At 74.6% G+C, this 18873-nt stretch carries 17 protein-coding genes; 5 read left to right on the top strand and 12 right to left on the bottom strand.

Annotated elements, in window-relative coordinates; genetic code table 11:
* Positions 1–45: 45 nt before the first annotated feature.
* Complete coding sequence (locus tag RNC47_RS30770) at positions 46–534, bottom strand: molybdenum cofactor biosynthesis protein MoaE (protein WP_311603466.1); 489 nt, start codon at positions 532–534, stop codon at positions 46–48.
* Positions 535–563: 29 nt separating this feature from the next.
* Positions 564–1736: an NAD-dependent epimerase/dehydratase family protein gene (locus tag RNC47_RS30765; protein ID WP_311603464.1), complete on the bottom strand. Its 1173-nt coding sequence runs from the start codon at positions 1734–1736 to the stop codon at positions 564–566.
* 135 nt (positions 1737–1871) lie between these two features.
* Here RNC47_RS30765 and RNC47_RS30760 point away from each other — a divergent pair, with 135 nt between their 5' ends.
* Both RNC47_RS30760 and RNC47_RS30755 read left to right on the top strand, forming a co-directional pair.
* Entirely contained in the window at positions 1872–3359 is a 1488-nt protein-coding gene (locus RNC47_RS30760) for a zinc-dependent metalloprotease (protein WP_311603463.1), read from the top strand.
* A complete protein-coding gene (locus tag RNC47_RS30755) occupies positions 3356–3880 on the top strand; it encodes an NUDIX hydrolase (RefSeq protein ID WP_311603461.1) in 525 nt (174 codons plus the stop codon). The genes RNC47_RS30760 and RNC47_RS30755 overlap by 4 nt, the downstream gene beginning before the upstream one ends.
* A 28-nt stretch (positions 3881–3908) precedes the next feature.
* Here RNC47_RS30755 and RNC47_RS30750 read toward each other — a convergent pair whose 3' ends face one another.
* The 4 genes from RNC47_RS30750 to RNC47_RS30735 all read right to left on the bottom strand — a co-directional run bounded on the left by RNC47_RS30750 (position 3909) and on the right by RNC47_RS30735 (position 7852).
* Positions 3909–4664 carry an AIM24 family protein gene (locus tag RNC47_RS30750; protein WP_311603460.1) on the bottom strand — a complete coding sequence of 252 codons (756 nt, stop codon included), beginning with the start codon at positions 4662–4664 and terminating at the stop codon, positions 3909–3911.
* Between the two features lie 17 nt (positions 4665–4681).
* A complete protein-coding gene (locus RNC47_RS30745; protein ID WP_311603458.1) occupies positions 4682–5362 on the bottom strand; it encodes an AIM24 family protein in 681 nt (226 codons plus the stop codon).
* Positions 5363–5374: 12 nt separating this feature from the next.
* Complete coding sequence (locus RNC47_RS30740) at positions 5375–7225, bottom strand: TerD family protein (protein WP_311603457.1); 1851 nt, start codon at positions 7223–7225, stop codon at positions 5375–5377.
* A 75-nt stretch (positions 7226–7300) separates the two neighbouring features.
* Positions 7301–7852, bottom strand: a complete 552-nt coding sequence (locus RNC47_RS30735) for a M48 metallopeptidase family protein (protein ID WP_311603469.1) — start codon at positions 7850–7852, stop codon at positions 7301–7303.
* 230 nt (positions 7853–8082) lie between these two features.
* On the opposite strand from RNC47_RS30735, the gene RNC47_RS30730 reads away from it, so the two are divergent.
* Together RNC47_RS30730 and RNC47_RS30725 are read left to right on the top strand one after the other, a co-directional pair.
* Entirely contained in the window at positions 8083–9165 is a 1083-nt protein-coding gene (locus RNC47_RS30730; protein ID WP_311603455.1) for a ThiF family adenylyltransferase, read from the top strand.
* A gap of 78 nt (positions 9166–9243) precedes the next feature.
* Entirely contained in the window at positions 9244–10617 is a 1374-nt protein-coding gene (locus tag RNC47_RS30725; RefSeq protein ID WP_311603453.1) for an ABC1 kinase family protein, read from the top strand.
* A gap of 71 nt (positions 10618–10688) precedes the next feature.
* On the opposite strand, the gene RNC47_RS30720 is transcribed toward RNC47_RS30725, so the two are convergent.
* From RNC47_RS30720 to RNC47_RS30705, 4 genes are all read right to left on the bottom strand, one after another.
* Positions 10689–11009, bottom strand: coding sequence for a hypothetical protein (locus tag RNC47_RS30720; RefSeq protein ID WP_311603451.1), 321 nt, complete (start codon positions 11007–11009; stop codon positions 10689–10691).
* Entirely contained in the window at positions 11006–11365 is a 360-nt protein-coding gene (locus RNC47_RS30715; RefSeq protein ID WP_394814918.1) for a WhiB family transcriptional regulator, read from the bottom strand. Before RNC47_RS30715 ends, RNC47_RS30720 begins: the two co-directional genes overlap by 4 nt.
* 119 nt (positions 11366–11484) lie before the next feature.
* Complete coding sequence (locus RNC47_RS30710) at positions 11485–11802, bottom strand: hypothetical protein (protein ID WP_311603449.1); 318 nt, start codon at positions 11800–11802, stop codon at positions 11485–11487.
* A gap of 166 nt (positions 11803–11968) precedes the next feature.
* Positions 11969–14206: an ATP-dependent DNA helicase UvrD2 gene (locus RNC47_RS30705; RefSeq protein ID WP_311603448.1), complete on the bottom strand. Its 2238-nt coding sequence runs from the start codon at positions 14204–14206 to the stop codon at positions 11969–11971.
* A 132-nt stretch (positions 14207–14338) separates the two neighbouring features.
* Between RNC47_RS30705 and RNC47_RS30700 the strand changes: the two genes are divergently transcribed.
* Positions 14339–14611: a glutaredoxin family protein gene (locus tag RNC47_RS30700; RefSeq protein ID WP_311603446.1), complete on the top strand. Its 273-nt coding sequence runs from the start codon at positions 14339–14341 to the stop codon at positions 14609–14611.
* A 30-nt stretch (positions 14612–14641) separates the two neighbouring features.
* Here RNC47_RS30700 and nudC read toward each other — a convergent pair whose 3' ends face one another.
* Together nudC and RNC47_RS30690 are read right to left on the bottom strand one after the other, a co-directional pair.
* Positions 14642–15568, bottom strand: a complete 927-nt coding sequence (nudC, locus tag RNC47_RS30695) for an NAD(+) diphosphatase (protein ID WP_311603444.1) — start codon at positions 15566–15568, stop codon at positions 14642–14644.
* A gap of 10 nt (positions 15569–15578) precedes the next feature.
* On the bottom strand, positions 15579–18848 hold the full coding sequence (locus RNC47_RS30690; protein ID WP_311603439.1) for an ATP-dependent helicase: 3270 nt from the start codon (positions 18846–18848) through the stop codon (positions 15579–15581).
* Positions 18849–18873: the final 25 nt, after the last annotated feature.

The raw sequence follows: 18873 nt of genomic DNA, 5'->3' as shown, positions 1-18873 counted from the left end.
CCACCCGCCCTCCCGTCGCCCAACCACCACCCCTCAACGACTGCGCTACGCGCAGGCCCCCACCCACTCCTGGGTCCCGTCCGCGAAGGACTGGTGCTTCCAGATCGGGACCTCCCGCTTGAGGTCGTCGATCAGGCGGCGGGCGGCGTCGAACGCCTCGCCCCGGTGCGGGCAGGCGACCGCCACGATCACCGCGAGGTCGCCGACGCCCAGGTCGCCGACCCGGTGCACGGCGGCCAGCGCCTCCACCGGGAAGTCCGCCGCCACCTTCTCGGCGACCCGCCGCAGCTCGCCTTCCGCGCTGGGGTGCGCCGAGTAGGCCAGTGAGGTGACGGCCGGCCCCTTGGCGTCCCCGTCGTGGTCGCGGACCGTGCCGACGAACAACGCGGTGCCGCCGGCCCGCTCGTGGCCCACCGCCGCGAAGACCTCGTCCACGGACAGCGGGGTGTCACGGATCGCGAGCAACCGGATCGGCTCCGCGCGGTCGGCGCGGTCGGCACGGCTTTCGGGAGGCGTCGAAGTGGGCCCAGTCATGTCCCCATGCTGCCCCATCGAACACCCGCTCAGCGACGCCGGCTGCGCCTCGCCCGCCGCACCAGCGCCGCCGTGCCCACCAGCGCCACCGTCGCGCCGGCCGCGCCGAGCGTCGTCGCGGCGTCCTTGCGGCCGAGCCGGCGGCCGGCCACCGTGTGCCGGCCCGCGACCTCGGCGAGCAGCTCGGCCAGCACCTCCTCGTTGCTCCACCGCGGCCGCCAGCCCGCCTCGTACAGCTTGCTGCCGCTGACCACCCAGGGGTGCATCGTGTAGGCGAGGTCGCCGGCCGGGGACGGGGTGAGGCCGAGCCGGTGCAGCCGGGCCGCGGCGCCGAGGGCCACCGAGGGCGGCAGCTCCATCCGCCGGATCCCGCTCAGCTCCTCGACCTCCTCCTGCTCGAGCCAGCCGTCGCAGCCCACCGCGAGCTCGCCCTCCACCCGGTCGAGGACGGCGAACTCCAGGGCACTGACCAGGTCGTCCACGTGACAGAACTGCCAGCGCGGCCGGGAGCCGGCCACCACGAGCAGCCGCGGCGACTCGAAGTACCTGGTGAGCGCGGTGTCGGTGCCGCCGACCAGCACGGCGGGGCGCAGCACCGTGACGTTGAGCCCGGGGTGGGCGCGCGGCGCGCGGCGCGCCAGGCGCTCGATCTCCAGCAGGTCGCCGACGCAGGTGGCGTCGGCGGTGGCGCGCAGCTCGGCCTCCTCGGCGAGCGGCACGTCGTTGTCCGGCAGCGCGCCGTAGACCATGGCCGAGGTGCACAGCACGACGCGCCGCACCCCGGCGGCCGCGGCGGCGGTCAGCACGGTCTGGGTGCCGCGCACGTTGTACGCGGTGCGGGCGGCCGGGTCGGACTCCAGGTCCAGGTCGAGGGCGAGGTGCACCACCACGTCCACCGGGCCCTGCGTCCCCTCGCGGTCCCGGTCGCGCCCGCCCTCGCGGCGCAGCGGTCCGCGGGCGGCGCCCGAGGTGCGCAGCAGGTCGGCGATGGCCGGGTCGCGGACGTCCAGCGTGTGCCACTCGGCACCCTTGGCGTCGCCGACGCGCTCGTCGAGGGCGAGCACCCGCCTCACCTCGTCTGCGGCCAGCAGACGCTCGGTGAGCAGGGCGCCCACCCCGCTCGCGGCACCGGTAACGGCGACGGTCAGCGGGGCCGCGGGGCCGTTTCGCGCTGCGCGAACGGCTGGCTCCGGGGAACTCACAGGACTTCTCCAGCGGTTGTTTCTGGTACGACGTGCGCACGCCCATCCTGCCTGAGAGGTGTCTAGGCTGGAGGCAGAGACCAGCGATCGGGCAGCCACGTTGGTTCCGTCCGACACACAGAGCCGAGGATTCCCGTGAGTGACTTTCCCTTCGGATTCGGCCTCCCCCCGGAGGAGCCGGATGATGGTGAATCCGGCAAGAAGCGCGGTGGCGGCGGCGCCGGGGGACAGGGCGGCCGTGGGCAGGGGCCCGCGGACAACCCGCTGGCCGCGCTGTTCGGCTCGATGGGCGCCGGCGGCCAGCTGAACCCGCAGGACCTGGGCGCGGCGTTCCAGCAGCTCGGCCAGATGCTGTCGTACGAGGGCGGCCCGGTGAACTGGGAGCTGGCCCGCTCGGTGGCCCGGCAGACGGTGGCGCAGGGCGCGCAGGACGGCTCGCGGGACCAGAGCGTGTCCTCGCCCGAGCGGGCCCAGGTCGAGGAGGCCGTGAGGCTGGCCGACCTGTGGCTGGACGGCGTCACCTCGCTGCCCTCCGGTTCCGGCTCGGCGGTGGCCTGGAGCCGGGCCGAGTGGGTCGAGGCGACGCTTCCGGTGTGGCGGGAGCTGGTGGACCCGGTCGCGGAGCGCGTCGGTGCCGCCATGGGCGACGTGCTGCCCCAGGAGATGCAGGCGATGGCCGGGCCGCTGATCGGCATGATGCGCTCGATGGGCGGCGCCATGTTCGGCACCCAGATCGGCCAGGCGGTGGGCGTGCTCGCCGGCGAGGTGGTCGGCTCGACGGACGTCGGGCTGCCGCTCGGGCCGGCCGGCAAGGCCGCGCTGCTCCCGCAGAACGTGGCGGCCTTCGGCGCCGGGCTCGGCGTGCCGCAGGAGGAGGTCAGGCTCTACCTGGCGCTGCGGGAGGCCGCGCACCAGCGGCTCTTCGCGCACGTGCCGTGGCTGCGGTCGCACCTGTTCGGCGCGGTCGACGGGTACGCGCGGGGCATCCAGGTGGACACCGGCAAGCTGGAGGACCTGGTCGGGCAGCTCGACCCGACACGGCCCGAGGAGATGCAGGAGAAGCTCCAGCAGGGCCTGTTCCAGCCGGAGGACACGCCGCAGCAGAAGGCGGCCCTGGCCCGCCTGGAGACGGCGCTCGCGCTGGTGGAGGGCTGGGTGGACGCGGTGGTGTTCGCCGCCGCCGAGCCGCACCTGCCGTCGGCCGGGGCGCTGCGGGAGACGCTGCGGCGGCGCCGGGCCTCCGGCGGCCCCGCGGAGCAGACGTTCGCCACGCTGATCGGTCTCGAGCTGCGGCCGCGCCGGCTGCGGGACGCGGCACGGCTGTGGGCCTCCCTCACGGACGCGCGCGGCGCGCAGGGGCGGGACGCGCTGTGGGCGCACCCGGACATGCTGCCGACGGCCGAGGACCTGGACGACCCGGACGGCTTCGTGCACCGGGAGCAGCTGGACTTCTCGGAGCTGGACCGGATGCTGGGCGACGCGGCGGGCGAGGACGGCCCCCGTCTTGAGAAGCCCGGCGACGGCGATGGTGAGCGCGGCGAGAGCGACGACACCGGCGCGAAGGACCAGAAGGACCAGCAGGACGAGGACGGCGACGACGGCAAGGGCGGCCGGGGCGCGTGAGCCTGCACGAGGACGCCAGCCGCGTGCTGCGCGAGTGGTCGGCGCCCGACGCGGCCCAGGAGGAGCTGCGGACCGCGTACGGCCGCCACCTCGCGACCCATGAGGACGGCGTGTGGCGGTCCTGCGGCGCCGGCCACATCACGGCGAGCGCGCTGGTGATCGACCCGGCGGAGGAGCGGGTGCTGCTCACCCTCCACCCCAAGATCGGGGCGTGGCTGCAGACCGGCGGGCACTGCGAGCCGTCGGACGCCACGCTGGCCGAGGCCGCGCTGCGGGAGGCCACCGAGGAGTCCGGCATCGAGGGGCTGCGGCTGCTGCCCCGGCCCGCCGGCCTCGACCGGCACCGCACGCCCTGCGCCGTCCACCTGGACGTGCAGTACGCGGCGGTGGCGCCCGCCGGGGCCCGGCCGGTGATCAGCGACGAGTCGCTCGACCTGCGGTGGTTCCGCTACGACGAGGTGCCGGCGGTGGCCGACCCCTCCGTCGTCCGGCTCACGGCGCGGGCTCGCGCCCTGCTGTGACCGCCGCGCCGGCCCCCGCGGCCGCGGCTCAGCGGGGGCCCCAGGCACCGCCCTGGTGCAGCCCTGGCGTGCCGGTCTGCCGGAACTGACCGCCGAGCTGCTCGCCGAACGAGGTGTGCAGCGGCGGCATCAGCTCGCTCGGCTGGACGACCACGTGGCCCTCGCCCATGAAGCTCAGCTCCCAGCCCTCGCCGGTGTCGCCCCGGCGCCGCCACGCGGACCGGTTGCTGGTCTGGGCCTGCGCCTGCACCCGCAGCGACGAGGACCAGGCCACCACGGCGTCCGCGTCGGCGCTGACGTAGCTCTCCGGGGAGACGCGCATGACCAGCGGGAAGCCGGAGGTGGTGATGGCGACCTTGCCCTGCCCCGCGATGACCAGGTTGTACGCGCCGACGCCGGGTATGCCGTACTGGCTGTCGACGGCGACGACGTCCCAGTGCAGGTGGGCGTCGAGGGCGAGCACGTAGGAGCTGTCGACGGTCAGGCCCTCGTGGTCGACGTCGAGCACGTGCACGTGCTGGGCCAGGTTGGCGAGGTAGACGGCGCCCTGACCGAAGCAGCGCATCAGCGGCAGCACCTCGCCGGTGGCCCACTGGCTGTGCTGCTGTCGCCGGGACTGGTGCTCCCCGTCGAACTCCACCATGCCCTCGAAGGCCACCATGCTGCCGGTCCTGGCGAGCACGTCCACGCCGCGGGTCAGGTTGACCCGGAGCATGTGGGCGCCCTGGGGCGCGAAGTGCTCCTCGGTCTGGTTGACGGTGTGGTTGAAGATCGGGCTCTGCATCTGCCGTGTCCCCCGCGTCAGTTCTGTCGGCCGAGCCGGTCGGTGGAGTCCTCGCTGGGCTGCACGACGACGAAGCCCTGTCCGGAGAAGGCCAGTTGGTAGGCCTCGCCGCTGCCGCGACCGAGCAGCGAGCTGGCCTTGAAGCTGCGCTTGCCGGTGACCTGCAGGCCCGTGGACCAGGCGACGAGCGCGTCGGGGTCGACGAGGGTCTCGCCGGCCCGGCCGCAGTCCACGACCAGCGGGGTGCCGCGGCTGGTGACGGCCACCCATCCGGTCCCGGATATGCCGAGGTTGAACAGGCCCTGACCGGCGAACTTGGCGATCCCCTTGACCCGCTGCACGCCCCACTCGAGGTGGGCGTCGAAGGCCAGGACGTTGCTGGCGTTCACGGAGAGGTTGTCGTTCTGGAGGGGGAGGCAGACGACGTTCGCGCCGTAGTCGGCGAGGTAGAGCAGGCCGTCGCCGAAGCACTTCATCAGCGGCACGCTCTCGCCGGCCAGCCGGCCGGCGATGGCCTGGCCGAGCGCCGCCGGGTTGGACTCGTACTGGACGAAGCCCTCGTAGGCGATCATCGAGCCGGTCCGCGCGAACAGGTCCTGGCCCTGCCGCATCGCGATCCTGGCGATGGCCGGGCCGTGGTTGTCCATCCGGGCGGCGGGGGCGGCCGGGGCGTATCCCGCGATCAGGCGTTGGTCCATCACGGGCTCCCGTCAGATCTCGTAGGGCTGGACGATGGCGAAGTTCCCGGGGGCACCGCGGAACTGGAGCTGGGTGGTCTCCCCCGTGTGGCCCGGATAGGCCTGCCGCCGCAGCCGGACCTGGTTGGCGACCAGCACCTGGGCGGCGGCCGACCAGGCGACGATCGCGTTGGCGTCGGCGAAGGTCATGGGCGTGACCGGCAGCACCAACGGCTCGCCCCTGGTGGTGATGACGACGGTGCCGTGGCCCTGGAACTGCAGCGCGAACAGCGACCCGCCGGGGATGCCGTGGCCGTCGATCCGACGCACCTCGGGCTCCAGGGTCTCGTCGAAGGCGAGCACGTGCTGCGAGGCGACGACGATGGCGTCGCCCTGCAACTCCACGGGGTGCAGCCGGACGGCCTCCTCGGCCAGGAACACCTGCCCGTTGCCCGTGCAGCGCATCATCGACGGCATGCCCTCGCCGGTGGCCCAGCGGGTCATCCGGCCCCGGAAGCCGGAGCTCTTGTAACCGAAGTCGACGTCGCCGTGGTACAGGACCATGCTGCCCTGCCGGGCGAGCACGGGCTGCCCGCCGCCCTGCGTGAGGTCGACCCGCACCAGCTCCGGATTCGGCTGGCTCCACCGCCGGCCGTCCTCCACGCCCCGGTACCGCTCGAGCACCCCGCCCAGCGACGCGGCGCCGCCCTGCCCGGGCTGGCCGAAGCCGCCGCCACCCTGCGGCGCGCCGCCGAACGGCGGCGCGCCGGGGCCGCCGGCACTGGGCGCCACGAACCCCTGCCCGGGTGGGGGCGCGACGGGGCCGCCAGGCCCCTGCGGGGCGCCGCCGAAAGGCGGCACAACCGGACCACCGGCGGGCGCGGGACCACCCACACCAGGCGGAGCGCCTCCCTGCCCCGGCGGGGCAAAGGCACCCGGCCCCTGCGGCGGCGCCGCATAGCCGCCGCCAGGCGACGGCACCGGGCCACCGAAGGGTGGCGCGACGGGGCCGCCAGGGCCCTGCGGGGCGCCGCCGAAGGGCGGCGCGGGTTGGCCGCCAAGCGGCACTGCCGGCGCCTGTGGTGCGACATGGCCGCCGCCGGGCGACGACGGCACCGGGCCACCGAAGGGCGGCGCGGGTTGGCCACCGCCGGGAGGCGGTGCCGGCTGGCCCGGCACCCCGAACGGCGCCGCCGGAGGCACACCGCCGGCCGACGCCGGCTGCCCGGGCATCTGCGATGCCCCCGGCGGCGCGGCCTGCCCACCCGCGGCCTGACCGCCGGAGGCGCCCGCCCCCGGGACGGCGAAGGGCGGTGGCGCGGACGCCGGCTGCGCCGGCGCTGGTGCCGGCTCGTCCTCCTCCACCTCGCCGCCGAAGTGGGTCAGGAGCGCCGCGAGGCCGCCGTCGAAGCCCTGGCCGACGGCGGCGAAGCGCCAGCCGTCCTTGCGGTAGAAGTCCCCCAGCATCACGGCCCGTTCGCTGCTGAACTCCGAGCCGTCGAACGCGTACCTGGCGACCTCCTCGCCGCCCGCCACGATGCGGATGCAGCCGGGCGCGGCCTGCGCCATCGTGCCGTCGCCGTCGATCGTCGCCGTGAACGCGAGCCGGTGGACCGAGGCCGGCACCCGGTCGAGCGTGACCCGGAACGACTCGGTGTCCCCCGCCTGGGCGCCCAGCAGTTGGAGCGACTCCTCGGGCGACTTCGGCTGGTTGTAGAAGATGAAGTAGCGGTCGTCCGAGAGCCGTTCGTCCGCGTCGAGACCGAAGCAGCTGATGTCGAAGACCAGTCCGGGCCCGGATATCTGCACGCCCACGTACAGGTCGGTGCCGAGCGTCAGATCACTCAACCTGGCCTTCTGGCCGCGCTTGAAGTGCGTCACCATGCGAACGACCGTCCCCCCATCCGGTACCACGAACCTTCGCGGGGCCAGACTAACCGCTGCCACCGACGATGAGGATCAGGACCGCAGCCAGGGAATGTACGGGAGGCGCTCCGCGGCGACCACGCCCTCCAGGAAGCCCCGGGCGCGCTCGGTGCGCGGGTACCGGTCGAGGAGCCGCCAGAAGTCGTCGCCGTGGCCCGGCACCAGCAGGTGGGCCAGCTCGTGGAGCAGGACGTAGTCGATGACGTACTCGGGCATGCCCTGGAGGCGGTGCGAGAGCCGGATGCTGCCGAGCGCGGGGGTGCACGAGCCCCAGCGCGAGTTCTGGTTGGTGACCCACCGGACGCTGTCCGGCCGGGCGCGGCCCTGGAGATAGCGCTCGGAGAGCTCGGTCGCCCGGCGCGCGAGGTCGTCGTCGTCGATGACCCGGCGCTCTTCCTGGGCCGCGAGCTTGTCCAGCATCACGGAGACCCAGCGCTGCTCCTCGTCCACGCTCATGCGGGCGGGGATCAGCACGACGGTGCGGTCGCCCTCGCGGTAGGCGGAGACCGTGCGCCGGCGCCGTGAGCTGCGGCGGACCTCGACCTGGTCGGGTGAGTGCCCGGGCACGTGCCGGTGGGTGTCCAGCGCCGTTCTGCCCGCCGAGGGAACGCGCTGCGACGGGCCGGCGGTGTTCAGCGGTTCGCCGGGCACACTTCGACGTTACCCGGTGCGAGACGGATATGTCCCGCCTGAAGATGCTGGTGAGAGCGGAGCGCGCGCCAACCGCCCACAGCTACGCCCTGTTTATAGGACTATCTCCGCTTCCTGTGGAAAACATCACACCCGCGCCCGATGTCCGGCCGCATCATGTCGCCATGCACCCCATGATCAAGCCCGCCCTCCGCCGCAGCTGGCGCGACCGCCACACCGTCCGCTACGGAGTGACCCCCTCGCACTCGGTGCTCTTCGGCCCGCTGGACACGGCGACCGAGATGTTCCTGACCCTGCTCGACGGCACGCGCGGGCTGCCCACGCTGCGCGAGGCCGCCGCCTCGCTCGGCCTCGGCCGGGCGGCGGCCGACCGGCTCGCCGGCCAGCTCGCCGCGGCCGGTGTGCTGGACGACGCCACGGCGCAGCGGGAGGCGGCGGCCGAGGTCACGGAGGCGCTGCGGCCGGACCTGGCCTCGCTCTCGCTGCTCGACCCGGAGCCGGGCGGCGGGCTGCGGCGGCTGCTCGACCGGCGGCGGGCCTGGGTCCAGGTGCGGGGCGCCGGCCGAGTGGGGATGGCGGTGGCCACGGCGCTGGCCCAGGCGGGCGTGGGGCGCGTCGAGGTGGTGGACGGCGGCCGGGTGGAGCCGGTGGATCTCGCGGCGGGCGGTCCGCGCCCGGAGCACGTGGGGCAGCGCAGGTCGGTGGCGGCCCGCGGGCTGCTGCGGGCGGTGGCGCCCTGGCGCCGGGGCCGGGGCGGCCCGGCGGGGGGCGGCGCGGGCGAGCCGGCGGGGGCGCGGCTGGTGATCTTCGCGCCCCGGGACGGTCTCGCGGCCTACGCCCCCGATCCGGCGCCGGCCGAGGAGCTGGTCTCGTCCGGCACGCCCCATCTGTACGCGGGCGTGGTGGAGGCCACCGGCTTCGTGGGCCCGCTGGTGCTGCCGGGGATCACGGGCTGCGCCGGCTGCCTGCTGCGCTGCCGGGCGCGCGTCGAGCCGGGCTGGCCCCTGCTGGTCGGCCAGTGGCGGAACGGGCGCTCGGCCGGCGTGCCCGCCTGCGACGGAGCCCTGGCCACGGCGGTGGCCGGGCTCGCCGCCTGCGCCGCCCTCGGCTTCCTGGACGGCACGGCGCCCCGGGGCCCGGCCACCCGCACCGAGTTGGTGCTGCCCGGCCCCTCGGTGGCCGAGCATCCGATCGAGCCGCACGCCGAGTGTCCCTGCCGCGCCGCACAGCCGGCCCGCGCGCCGTGACCAGGGGCCACAATGGCGGGTAGAACAGCGACGACCGCCTGGTTGGGGCGCGCGCGTATGGGAGTTGGAGGGGACGCCATGTCTGACCTACCCCGTAAGGCGGTGACCAGGACCGCGAAGCTCGCCACCCTGCCGCTGAGCTTCGCCGGCCGGGCGACCTGGAGTCTGGGGAAGCGGATCGGCGGCCGGTCCGCCGAGCTGGTGGGCAGCGAGCTGCAGCAGCGCACGGCCGAGCAGCTGTTCAGCGTGCTGGGCGAGCTCAAGGGCGGCGCGATGAAGCTGGGGCAGGCGCTCTCGGTCTTCGAGTCGGCGTTGCCGGAGTCCATGGCCGGCCCCTACCGGGCCGCGCTGACCAAGCTCCAGGACGCGGCGCCGCCGTTGCCCACCGCCTCGGTGCGGGCGGCCCTCGGGGAGCGGCTCGGCGAGGACTGGCGGGAGCTGTTCCAGGAGTTCGACGAGCGGCCGGCGGCGGCCGCCTCGATCGGCCAGGTGCACCGGGCCGTCTGGCACGACGGTCGTGAGGTGGCCGTGAAGATCCAGTATCCGGGGGCGGGCGAGGCCCTGCTGTCGGACCTGACGCAGCTGGGCCGCTTCGCCCGGCTGTTGGGGCCGCTGATCCCCGGCATGGATCTCAAGCCGCTGATCGAGGAGTTGCGGGAGCGGGTCGCCGAGGAGTTGGACTACGGCCTGGAGGCGGAGGCGCAGCGGGCCTACGCGGCGGAGTTCCGTGACGATCCAGGGGTGCTGGTGCCCGGGGTGGTGTGCCAGCGGGAGCAGGTGCTGGTCACCGAGTGGCTCGACGGGATACCGCTGTCCCGGGTGATCGCCGAGGGCGCCCCGGAAGAGCGGGACCGGGCGGGGCAGTTGCTGGCGCGCTTCCTGTTCTCCGGCACCGCGCGCACCGGCCTGCTGCACGCGGACGCCCACCCGGGGAACTTCCGGCTGGTGCCGGGGCCGGCCGGGGAGCCGGTGTCCTCGTGGCGGCTCGGCGTCATGGACTTCGGCGCGGTGAACCGGCTGCCTGGCGGGCTGCCGCCGGTGATCGGCGAGGCGCTGCGGATGTCGCTCGACGGGCAGGCGGAGGAGGTGCACGCCCGGCTGGTGGCCGAGGGGTTCGTGAAGCCGTCGATCGAGCTCGACCCGCAGGCGGTGCTGGACTACCTGCTGCCGATCATCGAGCCGGCGCGGGTGGCCGAGTTCACCTTCAGCCGGGAGTGGCTGCGGGAGCAGGCGGCCCGGATCGCCGATCCCCGGTCGGCGGCCCACCAGTTGGGGCGCCGGCTGAACCTGCCGCCCTCGTATCTGCTGATCCACCGGGTGACGCTCAGCACCATAGGCGTGCTGTGTCAGCTCGGCGCCACGGTCCGGATGCGGGACGAACTGGCCGCCGGCCTGCCGGGGTTCGAACCGCCGGTGGAGCAGCCGGTGGAGAAAGCGGACCGGCCGGCCTGAGCCGAGGGTCCTCGGGCTCAGACCGGCCGGCCGGTCGGTGTGGGTCGGGTCATGCCGTGTTCAGCGCGGCGTTACTGCATGACCGCCTGGGCCAGCGCCCGGCGGGCGCGGTGGGAGGCGCGCTCGGCACGCCGCTGGAGGCGGGCCGAGCGGCGGTGCAGCCGGTTGGCCAGCGCCAGCTGGCCGGCGGCACGTTGGGACTCCGCTTCGCGGGCTCGTTCGGCCATATGGGAGCGAGCGAGCGCTTCTGGGATGAGATGCAACTTCCTGGTCCTGTTCAGCTTCTGGCGCGGCGAGCGGGCCGCGGCCGGTTCTTCGGTGGGTCGTGTCATGTCGGGATCTTGTCGAGGGCCGTGTGCTGCCGGCCGGCCGATGGTGCCTGGGACGCTCATGCCGTGACCGGGTTCTTGCGGGGACGGCCACGGGGTCGCTTGCGGGGCACCACGACGCCCTGGACGAACAGCTCGCCACCCCACACCCCCCAGGGCTCACGGCGGTCCTTGGCGCCGGCCAGGCAGGCCTCGCGCAGCGGGCAGGTCCCGCACAGCGACTTGGCGTACTCGACGTCCGCCGGGCTCTCGGCGAAGAACACCTCGGGGTCGTAGGAGCGACAGGGAACGCCGGCGTCGAGCCGCTCGATGGCCTCGTCGAGCTCGGTCAGCGTGTACAGCGGGGTCACAGAAGTCTCCGGATCGGGTGGTGAGTTGAGGTCAGGTCGGGCGGCGTACGGCGCGAGTGGCACGGTCATTCCTCGTGTCGTCGTAGTCGGTCTCCGGCTCGTGGCCGGAACTGGCTGGGCAAAACAGAAGGGCCGCGGATCCCGGTGTGGGTTCCGCGGCCCTGAAGGTGCCGACCTGATCTCGCCGATCAGGCTGGATCACTCCAGGGATCGAGCCCGCGGAGGGCCCACATCGTGTGAAGCTGGGTCTTCTGCTGTCCAAAGAGCTGGTTTCCGGCGCCGGCCACGTTCGCGGTGGCATAGGCCCCCCTGGGGGCGGCCTTTACCACTGCCGCTGCGGGCGCCTGGGTCGGTCGCTCGCTGACGGAGGCCTCACGAATCGCGGCGGCGGCCGGACGCGCGGCCACGGCGGCGGACACACGGGTGCCCGACAGCCGGACAGCGCCATCGGACATGAGGAGGCCGACGAACACGCGGTCGATCAGTTTGGTGGTGATGCTGGCCACGGGACTCGCCTCCTTAAGGGTCTCGACGGGCAGTCTCAGCTACGTACAACGGGCACTTCGGTACAGCTCAGTACAGCATGGCCGCGGGGAGTATGGGAAGCCTGCTTCGCAGACTCCTCCGCCGCCGTGTGGAGCACGCTATGCGCACCTCTCCGGCGCGCGCAAACTATTTTTCCGAGGATTCCGGAGAAGGATCGGTAACGGTCTCCGGCAGGGGCTGCCCCGCACACATGGCCAGCACGTCGGGCCCGAACTGCCGGAGCTTGTGCGGCCCCACTCCGGAGATCCGGCCCAGCTCCCGCTCGGACCCCGGCACGCTCTCGGCGATCGCCATCAGCGTGACGTCGGTGAACACGGTGTACGGCGGGCGGCCCAACTCCCGCGCCCGCTCGAGCCGCCACTCCCGCAGCCGCTCGAACAGCTCCTCGTCCATGGAGGACGGGCAGTCCGCGCACCGCCGCAGCTTGATTTCGGCCGCCTCGGTCAGGGTTCGCCCGCACTCCCGGCACATGACGGGCCCCCGCTGCCTGCGCCCGCGCGCGCCCGAACCGCGCTCCACGCTCCCGCCGCCACCGGCGCCCGCCCCCCTGGCGGCGGAGGATCCCGGCCGCAGCCCGTCGAGGAAGCGGCTCGGCCGGCGCGAGGCACGGCCGCCGGGAGAGCGCGCCAGCGACCAGGACAGCGTCAGGTCGCGCCGCGCCCTGGTGACGCCCACGTACAGCAGGCGCCGCTCCTCCTCGATCTGCTCCGGCGTCTTGGCGTGGGTGATCGGCAGCATGCCGTCGGTCAGGCCGACCAGGAACACCGCGTCCCACTCCAGGCCCTTGGCGGTGTGCAGCGAGGCCAGCGTGACGCCCTCCACGGTCGGCGCGTGCTGGGCGGCGGCCCGCTCGTCGAGCTCGGCCACGAAGTCCCGCAGCGTGGCCCCCGGCCTCGACCGCTCGAACTCCTCGGCGAGGCGCACCAGCGAGCTCAGCGAGTCCCACCGCTGGCGGACCGCGCCGGAGCCCGAGGGCGGGGTGGGCGTCCACCCGGCGGTGGCCAGCACGGCGCCCACCTGCCCGCGCAGGCCCTCGTCGGCCGCCTCTTCGAGCACCCGGTCGTTCCCCCCGGCGCGGGCCGCGCCGCGCAGCGCGAGACCGGCCTGCCGGATCTCGGGCCGCTCGAAGAACCGCTCGGCGCCCCTGACCTGGTAGGGCACCCCAGCGTCGGCGAGGGCCTGCTCGTAGATCTCGGACTGGGCGTTGATCCGGAAGAGCACCGCGATCTCGCTGGCCGGCACCCCGCCGCCGCCCTCCGCGACCGGGGTCAGCAGCTGGCGGATCCGCTTGGCGGTCGCCTCGGCCTCCGCCGGCTCGTCCGGGTGCTCGGCGTAGACCGGCTCGGGGCCCGCGGGGCGCTGCGAGACCAGCTCCAGGCGGTTCTCCGCGGCCCGGCCACGGGCCTGGGCGAGCAGCCCGTTGGCCAGGTGCACCACCTGCGGCGTGGAGCGGTAGTCCCGCACCAGCTTGACCACGGTGGCCTCCGGGTGGTGGAGCCGGAAGTTGAGCAGGTGCTCGGGGGTGGCGCCGGTGAAGGAGTAGATCGTCTGGCTGGCGTCCCCCACGACGCACAGGCTGTCCCGCTCGCCCAGCCACAGCTGGAGCAGCCGCTGCTGGAGCGGGCTGACGTCCTGGTACTCGTCGACCACGAAGTGCTGGTACTGGCGGCGCACCGTCTCCGCGATGTCGTGCCGGTCGGTGAGGATGCCGACCGTCAGCAGCAGCACGTCCTCGAAGTCGATCACCCCGCGGTCCCGCTTGAGCTGCTCGTACGTGGCGTAGATCCGGCTGACCTGCGCCGGGTCGGCCGACACCTCGCGACCGGCCTTGGCGAGCACCGCCGGGTACTCCTCGGGGACGGTCTGGGTCATCTTGGCCCACTCGATCTCCCCGGTGACCTCCCGGAGCTCGGCCCGCTCCAGGCGCACCCGGTTCCGCGCGGCCGCCTCGGCGACCAGCTGGATCTTGCGCTCCTCGAGCCGCGGCGCCTCGCCGCCCACCGCCTTGGGCCAGAAGTACTGGAGCTGCCGCAGCGCCGCCGAGTGGAAGGTGCGCGCCTGGACGCCGCCCGCGCCGAGCTGGCGCAGCCGCCCGCGCATCTCGCCCGCGGCCCGCTGCGTGAAGGTGACGGCGAGCACCGTGGCCGGCTGGTACACGCCGGCCAGCACGCCGTAGGCGATGCGGTGGGTGATCGCCCGGGTCTTGCCCGTGCCGGCGCCGGCCAGCACGCACACCGGCCCGTGCAGGGTGGTGGCCACCGCGCGCTGCTCCGGATCGAGCCCGGCGAGCACGGCGTCGGCGGAGCCGGGGGCCGACGGGTCGGGTTCCGATGGGAGGGGCGAGGCGTGCGGTGCTGATGTCACCCCGCCATGCTGCCAGGTCCCCGGAGGCGCGTGGGGCGGGTTGTCCACAGCCCGTGGAATTCGTCGTACCGGCTCGTGTGTTGTGCTGGTGCCAGAACAGCACCCGGACCGGGACGACGAAGGAGCAGCACGATGCAGGGCAGCGTGACGATGTACAGCACGGCGTGGTGCGGCTACTGCCGCCGGCTCAAGAGCCAGCTGGAGCGCGAGGGCATCGCCTTCACCGAGATCGACATCGAGCAGGACCCGAGCGCGGTGGCCCTGGTCGAGAAGGCCAACAACGGCAACCGGACGGTGCCGACCGTCGTCGTGCTGCCCTCCTCGGGCGGCGCCGAGGTCACCATGACCAACCCGTCCCTGGCGCAGGTGAAGGAGGCGCTGGTCGGCGCCCCCGTCGCGGACTGAGGCCCGCAGGGCGGGCCGCGGGCACGCCCGCTACGCCAGCGGCTTGCCGTACCAGGACTCGATCAGCCGGGCCGCGATGGAGATCCCGGCCGGCGGCAGCACGTCGCCGGCCTCCATCGCGGCCCGCAGGTCGTCCCGCGAGAACCAGCGGGCCTCCTCGATCTCCTCGCCGTCCGCCTGGAGCTCGAAGGAGGTGGCGCGCGCCACGAAGCCGAGCATCAGGCTGGACGGGAACGGCCACGGCTGGCTGGCGACGTACGACACCTCGCCGATCGCGACGCCCACCTCCTCGTGGACCTCGCGTATCACGGCCTCCTCGATCGACTCCCCCGGCTCCACGAAGCCGGCCAGGGTCGAGAAGCGGCCCTTGGGCCAGTGCATCTGCCGGCCGAGCAGCGCCCGGTCGTCCTCGTCGAGCACCAGCATGATCACGGCCGGGTCGGTGCGCGGGTAGTGCTCGGCGCCGCACGCCGGGCAGCGCCTGATGTGGCCGGCCGCCGCGATCACGGTGCGCTCGCCGCAGCGCGAGCAGAAGCGGTGCAGCCGCTGCCAGTTCTCCAGGGCCACGGCGTGCACCAACAGCGCGTTGTCCCGGTCGGACAGCAGCGCGGCCGCCTCGCGCAGCCCGGCGGGCCGCGCCGCCTCGTCCATGCGGCCCGGCAGCGCGTCCTTCTGGAGCGCGAAGTACCGCACGCCGGCGGCGTCGGTGCCCAGGAAGTACCGGTGGGCCTCGGTGAGCGGGGCGTCGAACGACGGCATCATGACCAGCTCGGTCCGCCCGTCGTCGGTGTCCTCGATCAGCGCCTGGCCGCCGGAGACCACGAACACCCGGGTGGTGGGATGGCTCCAGGCCGCCCCCAGCCACGCCTCGTCGAGGCGGTGCCCGGTGCCGCGGTCGATGCCGCCGGTGCCGGTGAGAGGGATCGGCTGGACCGCGTTGTCCGAGGTGGTACGCATACTCAGAAGCCTAACCGGGCTCGTTGGGCTCCCAGGAATCCTCCCCCAGCAGCAGCCGCTCGATTCCGCGCCTGCCGGGCAGCACGCTCGGCCGCACCAGCTCGCCGCTGCGCACGTAGAGGAAGGCCGCGCTGACCTGGCCCAGCCGCAGCCCGTGCCGCTCGGCCCAGGCCAGTCGGTAGATCGCCAGCTGGAGCGGGTCGGCCTCCTGGCGGCGCGCCGTCTTCCAGTCGATGATCTCGAAGCCGCCGCTCGGCGTGCGGTAGACGGCGTCGATGCGACCGCTGATCACGCGGCCGGCGAGCTGGATCTGGAACGGCGCCTCGACGCGGTACGGGCGACGGCCCGCGTACGGCGTGCGGGCGAAGGCCTCCTTCAGCGCCTCCAGGTCCCGCTCGTCCCTGATCTCGGAGTCGGCGTCGGGCTCGCCACCCGGCAGCTCGTCCAGGCCGAGCATGGGCAGCGGCACCTCCTCGAACCGGGACTCGACCCAGGCGTGGAACCGGGTGCCGCGGCGGGCCGCCGGCTGGGGCGGGCGCGGCATGGGCCTGGCCAGCTCCCGGGCGAAGCCGTCCGGGTCGGCCGCGAGCCGCTGCACCTGCGAGGCCGAGAGATTGAGCGGCAGCGGCACCTCCCGGACCGCCGACCTGGCCTGCCGCAGCTCGCCCGTCAGCGCCGCCAGGTCGCGGTCCCAGGAAGCCACGGTGCGTTGCTCCTCCGGGGTGAGCTCGTCCTCCTCCGGGTCCGGTTCGGGGGTCTTTCCCGCCAGCCGGGCCAGCACCGCGCCGGCCGCCGCCCTGCGCCGTTCGAGGGCGACCGGGTCGAGCGGCAGCGGCCACGCCAGGTCGCGCTCGGGGGCGGCGAGCGCCGGGTTCTCCGCGTCCTCCGGTGGCTCGTCCGCCCAGACCTCGACCTCGCCGTGGTCGGGGCCCGCCTCGCAGTGGGCGCGCAGCGCGGTGAGGAAGTCCGAGGGGCCGCGCCGCTTCTTCTGGCTGGGCCCCCACCAGTGCCCGGAGCCGAGCAGCACGGCGCGCGGCCTGGTGAAGGCGACGTAGCCGAGCCGCAGCTCCTCCAGGCGCAGCTGCTCGGCGACGGCGGCCACGTACTCCTTGTGCGCCGGCGCCGTCCACTCCTCGATCGCGGGCAGCGTCGCGGCGTCGCCGCGCAGCGGGTGCGGCAGCGTCCTGGCCTGCCGCAGCCAGGAGTCGCGGGAGGACTTGGCGGGGAAGACGCCGGCGCACAGCCCGGGCAGGGCGACCACGTCCCACTCCAGGCCCTTGGCCTTGTGCGCGGTGAGCACCTTCACGGTGTCCTCGCCGCCGGGCAGCGAGCCGTCGAGCCCCTTGTCGTACTGGGCGGCGGCGCGTAGGAAGCCGAGGAAGGCCGGCAGCGTGGCCTCGCCGTCGACGGCGGTGCCGGCCCGCCCGGCGGCGAAGCCGGCGGCCACGTCGAGGAAGGCGCTGAGCGTCTCCCGGCGGCGGGCCGCGAGCGCCTGCGGGGAGGCGGACAGCTCCACCTCGAGCCCGGTGACGGCCAGCACCCGGTGCAGCACGTCCATCAGCGGGTCGCCGAGCGAGCGCCGCAGCTCCCGGATCTCGGCGGCCAGGTGGGCGAAGCGGACGCGGGCCTCGGCGGAGAACGGCAGCCCGTCGTCGTCCCCGCCGCCGGGGCCGCCGTCGACGAAGGTGTCGAGCGCGTCGGCGAGCGAGGTGATCTCGGCCGGGTCGGTGCCCTCGACGGCGGCCGCGAGACGCTCGCCCTCGCCGACCCCCTCGTCCACCCGGCGCACCAGCAGCCGGGCGCGCCGGCCGAGCAGCGCCAGGTCGCGCGGGCCGATCCGCCAGCGGGGGCCGGTCAGCAGCCGCACCAGCGCCGCGTTGGCGGTCGGGTCGGCGAGCACCTGGCAGACGGCCACCAGGTCGGCGACCTCGGGCAGGTGCAGCAGCCCGGCGAGGCCCACCACCTCGACCGGCACGTCGCGCTCCACCAGCACCCGCTGGATGTCGGCGAACTCGGCGGCGGTGCGGCACAGCACGGCGATCTCGCCCGGCGGGGTGCCCGTCGCGACCCGGTGCGCGATCGCGTCGGCCAGCCAGGCCAGCTCCTCGGCGTGCGTGGTGTGCAGGGCGCAGCGCACGACGCCGGCGAGCTCGGCGCCCTCGGCCGGGCGCAGCGGGACGACGGCCGGGTGCCGCTCGCGCAGCGGCGCGGACAGGCCGTTGGCGAGGGTGAGCAGCCGGCCGCCGCTGCGGCGGTTCTCGCTGAGGCTGTGCCGGTGGGCGGGCGAGCCGTCGCGCAGCGGGAAGTGTTCCGGGAAGTCGTCGAGGTTGGCGACGGAGGCGCCGCGCCAGCCGTAGATGGCCTGGCACGGGTCGCCCACCGCGGTGACGGCGTGGCCGGTGCCGCCGCCGAACAGGCCGGCGAGCATCACACGCTGGGCGACCGAGGTGTCCTGGTACTCGTCGAGCAGCACCACGGCGAACTCCTCGCGCAGCAGCCGCCCGACCTCGGGCACCTCGCGGGCCAGGGCGGCGGCGAGCGCGATCTGGTCGCCGAAGTCCAGCAGGTCGCGGGCGCGTTTGCGGGCCCGGTACTCCTCGACGACGCCGAGCAGTTGGCCGCGGCCGAGCGCCGTCCGCGGCACCAGGCGCAGGTCGGCGTTGGTGAGCTCGGCGCGCTCCAGCTCGGCGAGCAGCGCGGTGTCGAAGGCGCGCAGCCGCTCGGGGCTCACCAGGTGCTCGGACAACTCGCCTTCCAGCGCGATGAGGTCGGTGACCAGGGTGGTGAACGAGACGCCGGGCGGCTCGAAGTCGGGCGGCGCCGAGCGCAGCACCTCGGCCGCCAGCTGGAAGCGGCCGGCGTCGGCCAGCAGCCTGGCGGCCGGTTCGATGCCGAGCCGCAGCCCGTGGTCGCGCAGCAACTGGCCGGCGAACGCGTGGTAGGTGGAGATCCGCGGCTCGCCGCCCGGCTCCCCGGACTCGCCGGGGTCGGCCGCGGGGTCCGTGATGCCGGCCCTGGCGAGGGCCTTGCGGACCCGCTCGGAAAGCTCGCCCGCCGCCTTGTTGGTGAAGGTGAGGCCGAGCACCCGCTCGGGCGCCACCTGCCCGGTGCCGGTCAGCCACACCACCCGTGCCGCCATCACCGTCGTCTTGCCGGAGCCGGCGCCGGCCACGATCGCCTGTGGCTCGGGGGGCGCGGTGATACACGTCAACTGCTCAGGGGTGAACGGGATTCCGAGCAGCTCCTTGAGCTCCTCGGGGTCGGTGAGTCTGGCGGGCACCCGAGGAACCCTAGTCGCCCCCACC

Source organism: Streptomyces millisiae, assembly GCF_031845425.1.
Classification (GTDB): domain Bacteria; phylum Actinomycetota; class Actinomycetes; order Streptomycetales; family Streptomycetaceae; genus Streptomyces; species Streptomyces millisiae.
The sequence above is the reverse complement of the archived record's forward strand: the minus strand, read 5'-3'. Positions and strand labels throughout refer to the sequence as shown.

Coding starts and splice junctions, on each gene's coding strand:
- RNC47_RS30770 (WP_311603466.1), bottom strand. CDS start 534: ATGACTGGGCCCACTTCGACGCCTCCCGAAAGCCGTGCCGACCGCGCC.
- RNC47_RS30750 (WP_311603460.1), bottom strand. CDS start 4,664: ATGCAGAGCCCGATCTTCAACCACACCGTCAACCAGACCGAGGAGCAC.
- RNC47_RS30745 (WP_311603458.1), bottom strand. CDS start 5,362: ATGGACCAACGCCTGATCGCGGGATACGCCCCGGCCGCCCCCGCCGCC.
- RNC47_RS30740 (WP_311603457.1), bottom strand. CDS start 7,225: ATGGTGACGCACTTCAAGCGCGGCCAGAAGGCCAGGTTGAGTGATCTG.
- RNC47_RS30730 (WP_311603455.1), top strand. CDS start 8,083: ATGCACCCCATGATCAAGCCCGCCCTCCGCCGCAGCTGGCGCGACCGC.
- RNC47_RS30725 (WP_311603453.1), top strand. CDS start 9,244: ATGTCTGACCTACCCCGTAAGGCGGTGACCAGGACCGCGAAGCTCGCC.
- RNC47_RS30720 (WP_311603451.1), bottom strand. CDS start 11,009: ATGAGCGTCCCAGGCACCATCGGCCGGCCGGCAGCACACGGCCCTCGA.
- RNC47_RS30715 (WP_394814918.1), bottom strand. CDS start 11,365: ATGACCGTGCCACTCGCGCCGTACGCCGCCCGACCTGACCTCAACTCA.
- RNC47_RS30700 (WP_311603446.1), top strand. CDS start 14,339: ATGCAGGGCAGCGTGACGATGTACAGCACGGCGTGGTGCGGCTACTGC.
- nudC (WP_311603444.1), bottom strand. CDS start 15,568: ATGCGTACCACCTCGGACAACGCGGTCCAGCCGATCCCTCTCACCGGC.